The sequence below is a fragment of the Paraburkholderia sp. Cpub6 genome (genome assembly GCF_014201065.1).
GTDB lineage: Bacteria > Pseudomonadota > Gammaproteobacteria > Burkholderiales > Burkholderiaceae > Paraburkholderia > Paraburkholderia tuberum.
In genome coordinates, this window is record NZ_JACHDM010000040.1 from 18,498 (window position 1) to 32,478 (window position 13,981).

Here is a 13,981-nt window from a genome sequence, read left to right on the forward strand (position 1 = left end):
ACCGACCATGAAGCACGTGGATACCGACATCCTGATTCTCGGCAGCGGCGGCGCGGGCCTGTTTGCCGCGTTGCATGCGCAGGCCGACGCGCCGCAGTTGCGCATCACGATCGCCGTGAAAGGATTGCTCGGCAAATGCGGCTGTACGCGCATGGTGCAGGGCGGCTATAACGTCGCGCTAGCACAGGGCGATTCGATCGAACGTCACTTCATGGATACGATCGAAGGCGGCAAATGGCTGTCGAACCAGGAACTCGCGTGGACGCTGGTGACACGCGCGGTCGAGCGGATAAACGAACTCGAAAACGAACTGGGCTGCTTCTTCGACCGCAACCCGGACGGCACGCTGAAGCAGAAGGCATTCGCCGGGCAAACCTTCGACCGCACGGTGCACAAGGGCGATCAGACTGGCATCGAGATCATCAACCGGCTTGCCGAACAGGTGTGGGCGCGCGGGATCGAGCGGCTCGAAGAACATCGCGCGGTGGAATTCATCGAGTCCGAAGACGGCAGCGCACTGGCCGGCGTGCTGATGATCGACATTCGCAGCGGCGAATTCGTCTTCGTGCGCGCGAAGGCCGTGCTGCTCGCGACGGGCGGCGGCCCCACGATGTACAAGTACCACACGCCGAGCGCAGACAAGAGTTGCGACGGCATGGCGATGGCGCTGCGTGCCGGCCTCACGTTGCGCGACATGGAGATGGTGCAGTTCCACCCGACGGGCTTGCTGGCGGGCACTCATACGCGCATGACGGGCACCGTGCTCGAAGAAGGGCTGCGCGGCGCGGGCGGCTATCTGCTGACGGGCGACGGCGAGCGCTTTATGCACCGCTACGATCCGCGCGGCGAGCGCGCGACGCGCGACATCGTCTCGCGCAGCATTTTCCGTGAACTGCGCGCGGGCAACACGACGCCGAACGGCGGCGTCTATCTGCGCATGGATCATCTCGGGCCCGACAGCGTGCGCCAGCGTTTCAAGGGCATGGTCGAACGCTGCGCGGATTGCGGCTTCGATCTGGCGGCCGGCCAGGTCGAAGTGGTGCCGACCGCGCACTACATGATGGGCGGCGTGATGTTCGAGACCGACTGTTCGACGACGCTGCCGGGCCTCTTCGTCGCGGGCGAGGATGCGGGCGGCGTGCACGGCGCGAACCGGCTGGGCGGCAACGGCGTCGCGAATTCGACGGTGTTCGGCGGCATTGCGGGTGAGACGCTCGCGCGCTGGGTGCCGCGCCATGGGCGCCTCGCCACCGCCGATGCCAGTCAGATCGAGCGCGCCATCGAACGTTGCACGCGGCCGCTCGGCCAGCCTGCGGGCGATCTCGAATCGATACGCGACGACCTGTACGAGTTGATGTGGCGCGACGTCGGCATCCTGCGCGACGGGCAGGGCTTGCTGCGCGCGAGAAGCGCGTTGATCGACATCGGCGAACGGCTGGAGCGCACGGGTGTCGATGGACGCGATCTGCGCTTCAACCTGTCGTGGCACGACTGGATGAACCTGCACAACCTGACGCTCGTGAGCCGCGCGATCACCGAGTCGGCGTTGCTGCGCGAGAATTCGCGCGGCGCGCATTTCCGCGAAGACTTTCCCGACGCCGGAGATCTGGACACATCCGAGTATGTATGCCTGCGGCTGCAGCAGAACGCCTTCGAAACCAGCCGCCGGCGCGTGCAGTTCACGCGCGTGAAGCCTGGTCAGTCGCTGCTCGACGAATCATTGCCACTGGCGGAAACGTCGGCCGCCGTCGTGAAGTGACGCTTCACGGCGGCCGTGAACGCTTCGCGTCCGTGTTCACGTCGTTCCAGCAGGCCGACGCGGCGCGGCGCGATCCGCTCGGGCAACTCGGTCACGCGCAGCCCTGATTCGTGATTCCAGTTCGCATTCGCGAGGCGCGGCACTACCGAAACGCCGAAACCGCGCTTCACCATTTCGCAGATCGATTCGAGCGAGTTCAGCTCCATGATGTCGTGCACGCAAGCGTCGAGGCCGCGCAGCGCGTCGTCGATCAGCATGCCTGTCCACGTCTGCCGGTCGAAACGGATGAACGGCTCACGCAGCAGCGTGTCGACGTGCGCGCGCGGATTGTCAGCCGACGAGATCAGCACCATCGGCTCGTGATACAGCACCGTCCACTTCAACGCGGCGGGAAAGCCGGTGGGCGACTGCGTGACGATGGCGGCGTCGAGTTCTCCGTTCTCCACGCGTAGCGTGAAGTCACTCGACAGGCCCGTGAAAAGCTTCAGTTCGAGGCGCGGGTAGCGGCGTTTCAGATTCAGCATCGCATCGGCGAACGCGCCCATCAGCGACGACACCAGCGCGCCGACCCGCACGACGCCCGCCAGTTCGTCGCGGCCCGCCGTGGCCAGAATCCGCCGATAGTTGGCGACCAGCGTTTCGGCGAGCGGCATGATCGTGCGTCCCTGTTCGCTCAATGCGACCGAGCGTGCGCTCCGTTCGAACAGCACCATGTCGAGATCGCGTTCCAGTGAACGCATCTGCAGGCTCACGGCGGCCTGCGTGAGACACACTTCGTCGGCGGCTGCGGCGAACGAGCCGTGGCGCGCGACGGACAGAAACGTGACGAAATAGCGAATCGCACTCATGACGCTCACTCCGCTTGACGTTGCCGCATCGGCATTACTTTATCGCGTGAACAAGCGATGAGCCCAGCAGCGCCACGCCCGAAGCGAACAGCAGCGCAAGCAGCACCCGCCGAAACGCGGTGTCCGACAGACGCCGATAAAGCCGTGAGCCGAGCCACGCAAACAGCAGCGACGACGGCAGCATCCAGGCGAAGAGTACTAGCGTCTGCTTGCCGATCAGGCCCGTCAGTGCATACGTGACGAGCGTCAGCGATTGCATCGCGATGAAAAAGCTTTGGCAGATCGCGCGCTGCGTATCTTTGTTGTGACCGCGCAGCATGCACCATATGGTCGGTGCCGGACCGACGAGCCCCGCAATGCCGCCCAGAATGCCGCCGACCACACCGACGCCGCCGTCCGCCCAGGCACCGCCTGCCGTCACCGTCGGCAGATCTTTCGCGGCGAGCATCACGCCGCAATAGACGATCATCAGCAGACCGGCGCCGATCCGAAAGCCGACGGGATCGATGAACGGCAGCAGCGTGGCGCCGATCGGCACGCCGACAATGCCTCCTGCGATGAACGGACCGATGATCTTCGGCCGTATCTGCGAACGTACCGTATGCACGGTTAGCATCTGTCCGACCAGCGAGCCGACCACGAGCATCGGCCCGATCGCTTGCGGCGGCAGCGCCCATGCCCAGAACACCATCGCGACGAGACCGAACGCAAATCCCGCCAGCCCCGACACGAAGCCGGCGACCGCGCTGCCTCCAATCACCAGCAGCGCGATGTCGGCGCTTAGCAACGAGCCTCCCGTGCGTGCACGCCATGCTTCACGACTGCATGCCCCAGCGTTGCACGGTATGGCGTTCGAGTACGCGGAAGATCAGGTTTTCGACGGCGAGGCCAATCAGAATCACCGTGAACAGACCCGCGAACACGTTCGCGATGTCGAGCAGGTTCTTGTTTTCGTAGATGAACCAGCCGAGGCCGCCGGAACCCGAACTCACGCCGAACACGAGTTCCGCCGCGATCAGCGTGCGCCACGCGAAGGCCCAGCCGATCTTCAGACCGGTCAGAATGCTCGGGAACGCAGCGGGCACCAGAATCGCGGCGACGTAGCGCCCGCCGCGCAACCCATAGTTGCGCCCGACCATTTTCAGCGTGTTGCTCACCGACAGAAAGCCCGAGTGCGTATTCAACGCGACCGACCATGTCACCGAATGCACGAGCACGAAGATCAGGCTGCCGTTGCCGAGCCCGAACCAGATCAGCGCGAGCGGCAGCAGCGCGATGGCGGGCAGCGGGTTGAGCATCGACGTCATCGTTTCGAGAAAGTCCGTGCCGATGCGCGAGGTGATCGCGGCGGCCGTCAGCAACGCGGCCAGCAGCAGACCGCAGCCGTAGCCGAGCAGCAATACGTGGATCGACGCCCATGCCTTGCCGGGCAGTTCGCCGTTTGCGATGCTCGTGCAAAACGCGTCGACGGTCGCGCTGAAAGTGGGAAACAGCAACGGATTGTTGAGCCAGCGTCCGTAGCCTTCCCAGACCAGCGCGAGCAGCGCGAGGATCAGGAACTTGCGCAGCCAGCTCTGGTTGTACAGGCGCTCGAACGGCGACAGCGGCTTTTCGACGACGCTGAAATGCTGTGCATCGCTGGGTTCGCGAATGATCTCGCCGCGCGGCGCGCGCGTGATCATGTCGTCACGGGGCGGATGGACGGATGCGGAACCGTGTGCGGTAGCGTCAGACATTCTCTGCCTCGTGGATTTCGTCTTCGAACAGCATGTGCTGGATGCGTTTTTCGAGCGTGGCAGCGGATTCACCTGCCGCCGCCGTATCGAGTTCTGCCTTGACCTGTCCCGGGTGCGGCGACAGCAACAGAATCCGGCTGCCGACCTTGATCGCTTCCGGAATCGAATGCGTGACGAATAGCACGGTGAAGCGCGTTTCCTGCCATAGCGTCAGCAGTTCGTCCTGCATCTTGCGGCGCGTGAGCGCATCGAGTGCGGCGAACGGCTCGTCCATCAGCAGGATGTCCGGTTCCATCGCCATGCCGCGCGCAATCGCCACGCGCTGCTTCATGCCGCCCGATAACGTATGCGGATGGCTGTCCGAGAATTTCGTGAGGTTGACCTTGTCGATGTAATGCATCGCGCGCTGTTGCGCTTCGCGCGCCGACAGTCGGTGCGAAGCGAGCAGCGGAAACATCACGTTCTGCCTGACCGTCTTCCACGGCAGCAACTGGTCGAATTCCTGAAAGACCATCATCCGGTCGGGGCCCGGCTTCGTCACCGTCTTGCCCTTCAGCGTGATCGACCCTTCCGTCGGCAGCAGATAGCCGCCGACGCTCTTGAGCAACGTTGACTTCCCGCAACCCGATGGCCCAAGCAAAACGAAACGGTCGCCTTCGAATACCTGAAAGTCGACGCGATAGGTTGCCATCACGAGATGCCGCGGCGTCTTGTATTGCAGCGTTACGCCGGCGACATCCAGTAACGGCATGCCGCTCGGCGAGGATGTGGCGCGGGTGGCTCCGGCACGCGTGCGATGCATGATCAACTCCCTTGAAGCGATTGGGCGGTCGGAAAGAACATGTCCTTCCACGAGGCGGGTTTGGTCTTGATCAGGCCCGTGCGTGCCATGAAATCCGCGTATTTGACCGTGTTTTCGGGCGTGGTCGTGAAGGCGACGTCGGGCGACGAAATCATCTTTTCGATGTCGGCGACATTGCTCTTGTCCTTGCTGATGCGCAGGTAGGCGAGTGCGGCCGCGTGCTTGTCCCTGGCGATCTGCGCTTCGGCATCGTCGAGCGCGGCCATGAAGGCTTGCACGAGTTTCGGATTCTGTTGGTAGAACTTCGTCATGCACCAGACCAGATTGAATGTCGACTTGCCGCCCAGAACGTCATACGAATTCACAACGGTGCGCACGCCAGGGTGGGCCAATTCCTGTTCCTGAAACGGCGGCGAGCCGAAATGCGCGGTCACTTCGCTATTGCCCGACAGCAGCGCCTGCTGCGCATCGGGATGAGCCAGCGAGACAGTGTATTTATCGAGCTGCCCCTGGTTGCCGGCGCCGAAGGCCTTTTCCGCGGCCATTTGCAATGTGATTGCCTGGATCGACACCTTCGCTGCGGGCAGGGCGATCTTGTCCTTGCCGGTGAAGTCTTTCAACGTTTTCACCGTCGGATTGTTGGTGTTCAACAGCAGCGGCATCGAATTGATCGCCGACAGCGCCTTGACCTCGACGGGCGTGCCGCGCGTACGCGCCCACAGCAGCACGAGCGGCGCGACGCCGCCTGACGCGATCTGCAACGAATCGGACAGCAGCGCGTCGTTCATCACGTTGCCGCCCGCGAATTCGACCCATGACACTTTCAGATTCGGCACGCCCAGTTGCGCGGCGTGCTTTTCGAGCAGCTTCTGATCCTGCATCAGCATCAGCGGCAAATAGCTGACGCCGTATTGGCGCGCGATCCGGATCTCCGACAGTTCGGCGCGGGCGGGCGCACTGGTGAGAGCTGCGCCGAGAGCGAGCAGCGTTGAGAGAAATACGGCAACTTTACGAAGGCTCATTGCTGGACACTCCTTGCGACAGGAACGGCACGGCCAGTCTGTTGAAATGCGACACCGGATCAACCGGATGGGTGGGGGCTGCGTGTGCTTATTCGGTCTCGCGTGGCTGCGGCCGGCGCAACGCATGCGTCACGCGGCAAGGCGCGACATGAAGGACATGAGCGGGATGACGATGAGGCGGGGTACGCATCGTGAGTGTCTCCTTGTTGCCGGCCTGCTCGCGACAAAACGGTTTGCGCGACGCGGCCGGAATCAGGTTCACAGATGGTGTGTTGTGGGCAACCGGATCGCGCGTGAAATGCCTTGCTTCGGTGACTGTGGCATTCAGCGAATTCAGCGCCGTGTGATTTAACTCATCTGTATGAGTAGCGAGTGTAGGTGATCGTGCTGTTGATTGCAAATGCGGGAAAACGTGACATGTGCGGCGCGCGGCCGGCGGCTTTTGGCGCTGCGCACCGCGCTTGGCTTCTGGCCTTGTCAGAGCGGCTCTTCGTGCGATGCCGAAGCACCGACGTATTCGTAGCGTGCGGTGTTCGCATGCGAGATCCGCACTTCGACGGGCGCCTGATGATACGAATACGCGACGCGCCGCACTTCAAGAAGCGGCGTGCCGTGCGGCACTTCCAGCAGTTTGCTTTCGAGTTCATTGGCTACCGCGACGCGCACGCGTTCCTCGGTGCCGAGCACGTTGATGTTGAACGCGTCCTGATAGAAGTTGTACAGCGTGCTCGGCCGGCTGCGCAGCGCGGCTTCCGTCAGGCCCGGAAAACGCGCCTCGGGTACGGTGATGTTGTCGATCATCACCGTTTCGCCATGCAGCGCCAGACGGTTGATGAACGTGAACACGCGCGCGCCGGTTTCGACTTTCAGCAGCGTCGCGATATCGCGCGTAGCCTTGGCCTTCCTGAACTGCACGAGCGTTACGGTCGGGTAGGTCTTGTCGCCGTCCTGGCGCACGATGCGGAAGAAGCGGAAGAAATGACGGTCACGCTGGTGTTGCGCGACGAAAGTACCGAGCCCCTGATGCCGCACCAGAATGTTGTCGGCCACCAGTTCGTCGATTGCCTTGCGCAGCGTGCCGATCGATACGCCGAAGCGTTCGGCCAGCCGCTTTTCCGAAGGAATCGTCTCGCCGCCCTTCCATTCGTGCGCGGCCAGCGCGGCCAGCATCGCATTCTTCACTTCCTTGTAGCGCGTGCCGCCGATTGCCGGCGTGGTGGCCGCACCGTTCGGTAGGTTGATACCCGTCGTCAACGTATTCATCGATCTCATCCTGTCGTTGCATCTTCATTGCTGCTGTCTTTCAATTGATTCTACTTCATACGGTTCATCAAACACATATAGATGATCTGGTTGACATATGCAAATGTGCCGCCTAAGATGGGTTCACGCAGGCGAACCAAACCGTACCAACAGACTGGAGACAACTGATGAGCCACACCGCAGCAGGTGCACCGCAACAATCCGGTGAAGGATCTTCCGCCAGCCTTTCGTCAGACCGCAAAACGATTCATATCGTGCTGCACGAAGCGAAAGACACCGTCGGTGTGGCGGTTGTCGAAGGCATCAAGGCGGGGACCCAGTTGAACGCGTGGATCATGGACGACGACGAGGTCGTGACGATCTCGGCGAAACAGAACATTCCGATCGGTCACAAGGTGGCGCTGAAAGACATGGCGGTCGGCGACACGGTGTTCAAGTACGGCGTGGACATCGGCAAGGTCGTTGCGCCGATCCGCGCGGGCGAACATGCGCATGTTCACAACATCAAGACGAAGCGCTGGTAGCCGGCGCGAGGATCGACCAGCTCGTGCATCGACATTGCGAGCGAGCTTCCCCACTCAACAGAGCCAGATCGAAGAGAGCCACCATGAGCGTGATTGACCAGAACACCACTTTCCGCGGGTTTCGCCGTTCCAATGGACGCGTCGGCGTGCGTAACCATGTGATCATCCTGCCCGTCGACGATTTGTCGAACGCCGCCGCGCTGGCCGTCGAAACGGCCATCAAAGGCACGATGGCGCTACCGCATCCATACGGCCGCCTGCAGTTCGGCGCCGACCTCGATCTGCATTTCCGCACGCTGATCGGCGCCGGCTGCAACCCGAATGTCGCGGCGGTCGTCGTGATCGGGATCGAGGAAGGCTGGACCAAGCGCGTCGTAGACGGCATTGCGAAGTCAGGCAAGCCGGTGATGGGCTTCGGCATCGAACTGCATGGCGATCACGATACGATCATGCGTGCGTCGAAAACCGCGAAAGAGATGGTGCAGTACGCCACGTCTCTCGATCGCGAAGAATGCCCGATTTCGGACCTGTGGGTATCCACGAAGTGTGGCGAATCCGATACCACGTCCGGCTGCGGCGCGAACCCGACTGTCGGCAATGCGTTCGACAAGCTCTACGGGTTGGGCACGACGCTCGTCTTCGGCGAGACGTCCGAACTCACGGGCGGCGAGCAGATCGTTGCCGCGCGTTGCGCGAACGACCAGGTGCGCGAGCGCTTCCAGTTCATGTTCGACCGCTATCAGGACATGATCAACCGCTGGAAGACCGACGATCTGTCGGAGTCGCAGCCGACCAAAGGCAACATCGCGGGCGGCCTGACGACCATCGAAGAAAAAGCGCTGGGCAATATCCAGAAGATCGGCAAGAAGTGCAGAGTCGACGGCGTGCTCGACAAGGCCGAGGAGCCGACGGGGCCGGGCTTGTGGTTCATGGATTCGTCGTCAGCCGCGGCCGAGATGGTGACGCTGTGCGCCGCGTCGGGCTTTGCCGTGCATTTCTTCCCGACCGGGCAGGGGAACGTGATCGGCAATCCGATCGTGCCTGTCATCAAGATTTGCGCGAACCCGCGTACGGTGCGCACGATGAGCGAGCATATCGACGTGGATGTGTCGGGACTATTGCAGCGCGAACAGAATCTCGATCAGGCTGGCGACAAACTGCTGGAATCGATGCTGCGCACCGCGAATGGGCGCTTTACGTCGGCGGAAGCGCTGGGCCACCGCGAGTTCGTGTTGACGCGCCTGTTCGAAAGCGCGTAATTTCTCCGGGCCCGTCCTCGCGACGGGCCGCGCTGCATAGCGCATGAATCCTGATCGCGCAGGCGGCTGCGATGACAGTTAGCTTCGCGTCAGCTTCGGATCCCCTGTATTCAATGTTCAATGGAGTTTTCGCAGCAGCGCGCGCACGCGTGACGTCTCGGGCCCAGGAAGCCCGGCACGCGCCACACGGCGCTGTTCCATTTTCCAGCAGCAGCGAGTGGAGGAGACACCATCTTGCGCGTGCTAAAACATCTTTACGTGCAGGTTCTGATCGGACTTGCGGCAGGCATTCTCGTCGGTTATTTCTGGCCGGATCTCGGCGTCCAGATGAAGCCGTTCGGTGATACCTTTATCCGGCTCATCAAGATGCTGATCACGCTGGTGATCTTCTGTACCGTCTCCGTCGGCATCGCGCGGATGGAGAATCTCAAGCAGGTCGGGCGCGTCGGCCTCAAAACCATCGTGTACTTCGAAGCGGTGACGACGGTGGCGCTCGTCATCGGCCTTGTCGTCGCCAATCTGCTGCACCCCGGCTCCGGGCTGAACATCGATCCGAAGACGCTCGATACGCATGCAGTCAGCCATTACGTGACGGAAGTTCACGCGCAGTCGAACACCAGCTTCCTCGAAGAGATCGTGCCGAATTCGGTCGTGGGCGCGTTCGCGCGGGGCGATCTGTTGCAGGTGTTGCTGTTCTCGGTGTTGTTCGGCATCGCGCTATCGATCATGTCGCGGCGCAGCCGCTTCCTGTCGCGCGTGATCGAACAGAGCGGCGAAGCGCTGATGCGGATCGTCGAAATGATCATGCGCCTGGCGCCCCTTGGCGCGTTCGGCGCGATGGCGTTCACAGTCGGAAAATATGGCATTTCGACGTTGCAGCAACTCGGTCTGTTGATCGTGTGCTTCTATCTGACGAGCATTCTCTTCATCGCCCTGGTGCTGGGCACGATCTGCCGCTGGGCGGGCGTGGGGTTGTGGCCGCTGCTCAAGTATCTGCGTGAGGAACTGCTGATCGTATTGGGCACGTCTACAACGGAATCGGTGTTGCCTCGTTTGATGGAAAAGCTCGAACGGCTTGGGTGTCCGAAGCCGGTAGTCGGGCTCGTGCTGCCGACGGGCTATTCGTTCAACCTCGACGGCGCCGCGATCTATCTGACGATGACCTCGCTCTTCATCGCGCAGGCCACCAATACCCATCTCACGCTACTGCAACAGATCGGGCTGCTGGCGATATTGATGGTGACGTCAAAGGGCGGCGCGGGCGTGGCGGGTGCGGCGCTGGTCGCACTGACGGCGACACTGTCGACGCACAACATCATTCCGGTTGCGGGCATTACGCTGATACTCGGTATCGATCGCGTGCTCAACGAGATTCGCGCGATCGTGAACATGATCGGCAATGCGGTGGCGACGATTGTCGTCGCCCGCTGGGAAGGCGCATTCGATGTGCAGGCCGCGCGCAAACTGCTGGCCGCGCCGCCGGAAGTTCAACGCGGCGAGCCGCAAGCGAACGCAAGCGATGTCAACGACATGGCGCCGCCCGCGTATGTACAGGAGCGCTCGAATTGAGCACGAACCTGAATACGAATCGGCGCGCGACGCGCAAGAAGATCGTCATCAGCGAATTCATCGACGCTTGCGCAGTCGCAGCGCTCAGCGAGCGCTTCGACGTGCATGCGGATGCGTCGCTTGTCGATCAACCCGTTGCGTTGAACGCGTTGCTGGCCGATGCCGACGCGCTGATCGTGCGCAATCGCACGCAGGTAAGGGCCGCGCTGCTCGATGCCGCGCCGCGTCTGAGCGTGGTCGGGCGTCTGGGCGTCGGGCTCGACAACATCGATCTGGACGCATGCGCGCAACGCAACGTATCGGTGTTCCCGGCGACGGGTGCGAATGCACGCGCGGTGGCCGAGTACGTGCTCGCCACGGCACTGATGCTGCTGCGCGGTGCATACCGTTCGAGCATGGAGGTCGCGGCGGGCAAATGGCCGCGCGCGGCGCTTTCGAATGGCCGCGAAGCGGCGGGTAGCACGCTTGCCGTAATCGGCTTCGGCGGCATCGGGCAACTCGTTGCGCAGCTCGCGCGCGCGCTGGACATGCAGGTGCTCGCCTACGATCCGCTGCAGCCGGCCGACGCGGCGTGCTGGGCCGCGACCGGCGCACGCCGCGTGAGCATCGACGAAGCGTTGCGTGCCGCCGATGTGATCACGCTGCATGTGCCGCTCGTCGACAGCACGCGCAATCTGCTCGGCGCATCGCAACTCGCGGCGCTGAAGCGCCACGCGATTATCGTCAACACGTCGCGCGGCGGGATCGTCGATGAAGCGGCGCTTGCCTTGGCGTTGCGCGAAGGCCGCATTGGCGGCGCGGCGCTCGACGTTTTCAACGATGAGCCGCTCGCCGCCCGTTCCCCGCTGGCCGACGCACCAAACCTCATTCTCACGCCGCACATTGCGGGGCTGACCATGCAGTCGAACGAACGTGTCAGCACGCTCGTTGCGGCGCGCGTGTCGGAGGCCCTGCTTGCGCAGCGTGATTCACACGTGACCGAAGGAATTTCACGATGACGCGAGTCTCAGCCGACGAACTGCTCGAACTCGCGACGCGCGCCGTCCGCAACGCGGGCGCAACGCCGGAGACCGCGACGGCCACGGCCCGCGCGTTGGTGTATGCGGACTCGTGCGGGTTGTCGTCGCACGGTGTTTCGCGTTTGCCGATGTACGTCGCGCAGTTGCGCAACGGGCGCGTCGATCCGCAGGCGAAGCCCTCCATTGTTGCGACGCGCAACGCCGCCGTGCTCGTCGATGCCGCCGATGGCATGGCGTTTCCCGCCTGCGCGCTTGCTGTCGAGACCTTGATCGGCCGTGCGCGCGAACACGGCAGCGCAGTGGCGAGCGTGACCCGCAGCCATCATTTCGGCGTCGGCGCATATCACCTGGAGGCGATCGGCGCGGCGGGCATGGTGGGCCTTGCGTTCAGCAATTCCCCGGCGGCGATGCCCGCGTGGGGCGGGCGTCATGCGCTATTCGGCACCAATCCCATTGCCGCCGTGTTTCCGCGCCGCAATGGCGACGCATTGATAGTCGACCTGTCGCTGTCGCAAGTGGCGCGCGGCAAGATCATGGTTGCGGCGCGCGATGGCAAGCCCATACCGTCCGGCTGGGCGACCGCCCGTGACGGCACGCCGACCACCGACGCCAAGGCGGCGCTCGACGGCATGATGCTGCCGTTCGGCGGCGCGAAAGGCGCGATGCTCGCGCTGATGGTCGAACTGCTGGCGGCGGCGCTGGCGGGCGCGAACTTCGGCTATGAAGCGGGATCGTTCCTGACTGAGGAGGGGGCACGCTCGCGGATCGGCCATCTGTTCTGGGCCATCGATCCGGGCGCGCTGGCGGGCAATGAGATGTACGTAGAACGGGTCGAGGCGCTTGTCGCGGCGATGTTGCAGGATGCGGATGTCCGTTTGCCAGGGCAACGGCGGCGTGCGTTGGCCGACGCGGCAAGCCGCGATGGAATCGAGATTCCCGATGCGTTGCTCACCCAGTTGCAGACCTTGGTCGCGTGATGCGCGAATGCGCCGAAAGGAACCAGGCGCACTTCACGCGGGCGCCGGACCGCTCGTGCCACGCACGATCAGTTCGATCGGCAGACACTCGCGCTGCGGCGGCACGCCGTCCGAGAGCCAGCGCAGCAGTGCCCGCGCGACGCGTTCGCCGAGTTCGTAAGTGGGCAACAGCACGGTAGTGAGACCTGGTGTGATCTGCGAGACGATGGGCAGATTGTCGCAACCGACAATCGATAACTGCTGCGGCACGGCGATACCGGCCGATTGCGCTTCGAACAGGCAACCCAACGCGAGCACGTCATTGCCGCAGAAAATGGCGGTTGGAGCAGGGCGCAATTGCGTCAGTAGCTTGAGCCCGGCGCGTCCGCCTTCGAAGCCGAATGGCTGTTCGATGATGTTCGCATCAGGCAGACGGATATCGTGCTGTGCAAGGGTTCGCCGGAAGCCTTCGATCCGCTGACGCGCGCGGTCGTTATGGCGCGTGAAGCCCGAGATCACGCCGAAGCGGCGATGACCGAGTTCGAGCAGATGTTCAGCGGCCAGTTGCCCGATCAACTGGTTGTCGAAGCCAATCGACGGCGGTGTATCTGCGTCGCCGCTGCCGGCTGCGCTGGGGCGCTCGGCGTGCGACCAGGTCAGCAGCAGCGCGACGTGGCTCGCGCGAATCAGTTCATAGGTTTGCGGCGCATGGTCGGTGCCGACCAGAACGATTGCGTCGACAGCACGTTCCAGCAGCGCGCGCACGACTTCGATTTCCGCGGACAGGTTGTACTCGTGCGCGGAGATCAGCAACTGATAGCCGGAATTCGACAGTGTGGTTTGCAAGCCTTGCACCGCACGCGCGAAGATCGCGTTGTCGAGCGTCGGCACGATTGCGCCGACCATTCGCGCACGGCCCAGCGCAAGCGCGCGCGCCGCGCCGTCGGGCACATATCCCAGCGTGGCGATCGCATCACGGATGCGCGCGCGCGTGTCCGCTTTCACCATGTCGGGGTTGGAGAGAGCGCGCGACACAGTTGCCGTCGAGACGCCGGCGAGTGTGGCGACATCGCTGATACGGGCGCGTGGCAAGGTATTCATTGCGGCAGATCAGACAGGTTTGGATAGGCTCAATTGATTGTAGTGCCCGATTGCAAGCGAACGACAGTACAACATCATTCGAATCGGTATAAATCCCGATGTGACCCGTGATCATAGCGTCTA

13 protein-coding genes are annotated in these 13,981 nt (G+C 63.0%); 6 read left to right on the plus strand and 7 right to left on the minus strand.

Annotated elements, in window-relative coordinates; genetic code table 11:
• The first annotated feature begins 7 nt into the window (after window positions 1–7).
• A complete protein-coding gene (locus HDG33_RS34490; RefSeq protein ID WP_184040195.1) occupies window positions 8–1,759 on the plus strand; it encodes an L-aspartate oxidase in 1,752 nt (583 codons plus the stop codon).
• Here the strand turns inward: HDG33_RS34490 and HDG33_RS34495 are convergent.
• From HDG33_RS34495 to HDG33_RS34520, 6 genes are all read right to left on the minus strand, one after another.
• Entirely contained in the window at window positions 1,699–2,607 is a 909-nt protein-coding gene (locus HDG33_RS34495) for a LysR substrate-binding domain-containing protein (protein WP_184040197.1), read from the minus strand. The two genes, HDG33_RS34490 and HDG33_RS34495, sit on opposite strands and share 61 nt — an antisense overlap.
• A 34-nt stretch (window positions 2,608–2,641) precedes the next feature.
• Entirely contained in the window at window positions 2,642–3,394 is a 753-nt protein-coding gene (locus HDG33_RS34500) for a sulfite exporter TauE/SafE family protein (protein WP_018422887.1), read from the minus strand.
• A gap of 28 nt (window positions 3,395–3,422) precedes the next feature.
• The gene (locus tag HDG33_RS34505; RefSeq protein WP_184040199.1) at window positions 3,423–4,343 is read right to left on the minus strand and encodes an ABC transporter permease; all 921 of its coding nucleotides are present in this window, start codon (window positions 4,341–4,343) and stop codon (window positions 3,423–3,425) included.
• Window positions 4,336–5,145, minus strand: coding sequence for an ABC transporter ATP-binding protein (locus HDG33_RS34510; protein WP_260330686.1), 810 nt, complete (start codon window positions 5,143–5,145; stop codon window positions 4,336–4,338). Before HDG33_RS34510 ends, HDG33_RS34505 begins: the two co-directional genes overlap by 8 nt.
• Before the next feature lie 2 nt (window positions 5,146–5,147).
• A complete protein-coding gene (locus HDG33_RS34515) occupies window positions 5,148–6,167 on the minus strand; it encodes an ABC transporter substrate-binding protein (RefSeq protein ID WP_184040201.1) in 1,020 nt (339 codons plus the stop codon).
• A 477-nt stretch (window positions 6,168–6,644) separates the two neighbouring features.
• Window positions 6,645–7,430 (minus strand): GntR family transcriptional regulator, encoded by a 786-nt coding sequence (locus HDG33_RS34520; RefSeq protein WP_184040204.1) that lies wholly within the window; start codon window positions 7,428–7,430, stop codon window positions 6,645–6,647.
• 254 nt (window positions 7,431–7,684) lie between these two features.
• Here HDG33_RS34520 and HDG33_RS34525 point away from each other — a divergent pair, with 254 nt between their 5' ends.
• The 5 genes from HDG33_RS34525 to HDG33_RS34545 all read left to right on the plus strand — a co-directional run bounded on the left by HDG33_RS34525 (window position 7,685) and on the right by HDG33_RS34545 (window position 12,778).
• Window positions 7,685–7,954, plus strand: a complete 270-nt coding sequence (locus HDG33_RS34525) for a UxaA family hydrolase (RefSeq protein WP_244144807.1) — start codon at window positions 7,685–7,687, stop codon at window positions 7,952–7,954.
• A gap of 83 nt (window positions 7,955–8,037) precedes the next feature.
• Window positions 8,038–9,213 carry a UxaA family hydrolase gene (locus tag HDG33_RS34530; RefSeq protein WP_018422893.1) on the plus strand — a complete coding sequence of 392 codons (1,176 nt, stop codon included), beginning with the start codon at window positions 8,038–8,040 and terminating at the stop codon, window positions 9,211–9,213.
• Between the two features lie 234 nt (window positions 9,214–9,447).
• Window positions 9,448–10,782, plus strand: a complete 1,335-nt coding sequence (gene dctA, locus HDG33_RS34535; protein ID WP_184040210.1) for a C4-dicarboxylate transporter DctA — start codon at window positions 9,448–9,450, stop codon at window positions 10,780–10,782.
• Complete coding sequence (locus HDG33_RS34540; protein ID WP_184040213.1) at window positions 10,779–11,780, plus strand: hydroxyacid dehydrogenase; 1,002 nt, start codon at window positions 10,779–10,781, stop codon at window positions 11,778–11,780. Before dctA ends, HDG33_RS34540 begins: the two co-directional genes overlap by 4 nt.
• Window positions 11,777–12,778 carry an Ldh family oxidoreductase gene (locus HDG33_RS34545; RefSeq protein ID WP_184040216.1) on the plus strand — a complete coding sequence of 334 codons (1,002 nt, stop codon included), beginning with the start codon at window positions 11,777–11,779 and terminating at the stop codon, window positions 12,776–12,778. The genes HDG33_RS34540 and HDG33_RS34545 overlap by 4 nt, the downstream gene beginning before the upstream one ends.
• Before the next feature lie 33 nt (window positions 12,779–12,811).
• Here HDG33_RS34545 and HDG33_RS34550 read toward each other — a convergent pair whose 3' ends face one another.
• On the minus strand, window positions 12,812–13,858 hold the full coding sequence (locus HDG33_RS34550) for a substrate-binding domain-containing protein (RefSeq protein WP_184040219.1): 1,047 nt from the start codon (window positions 13,856–13,858) through the stop codon (window positions 12,812–12,814).
• Between the last annotated feature and the right edge of the window lie 123 nt (window positions 13,859–13,981).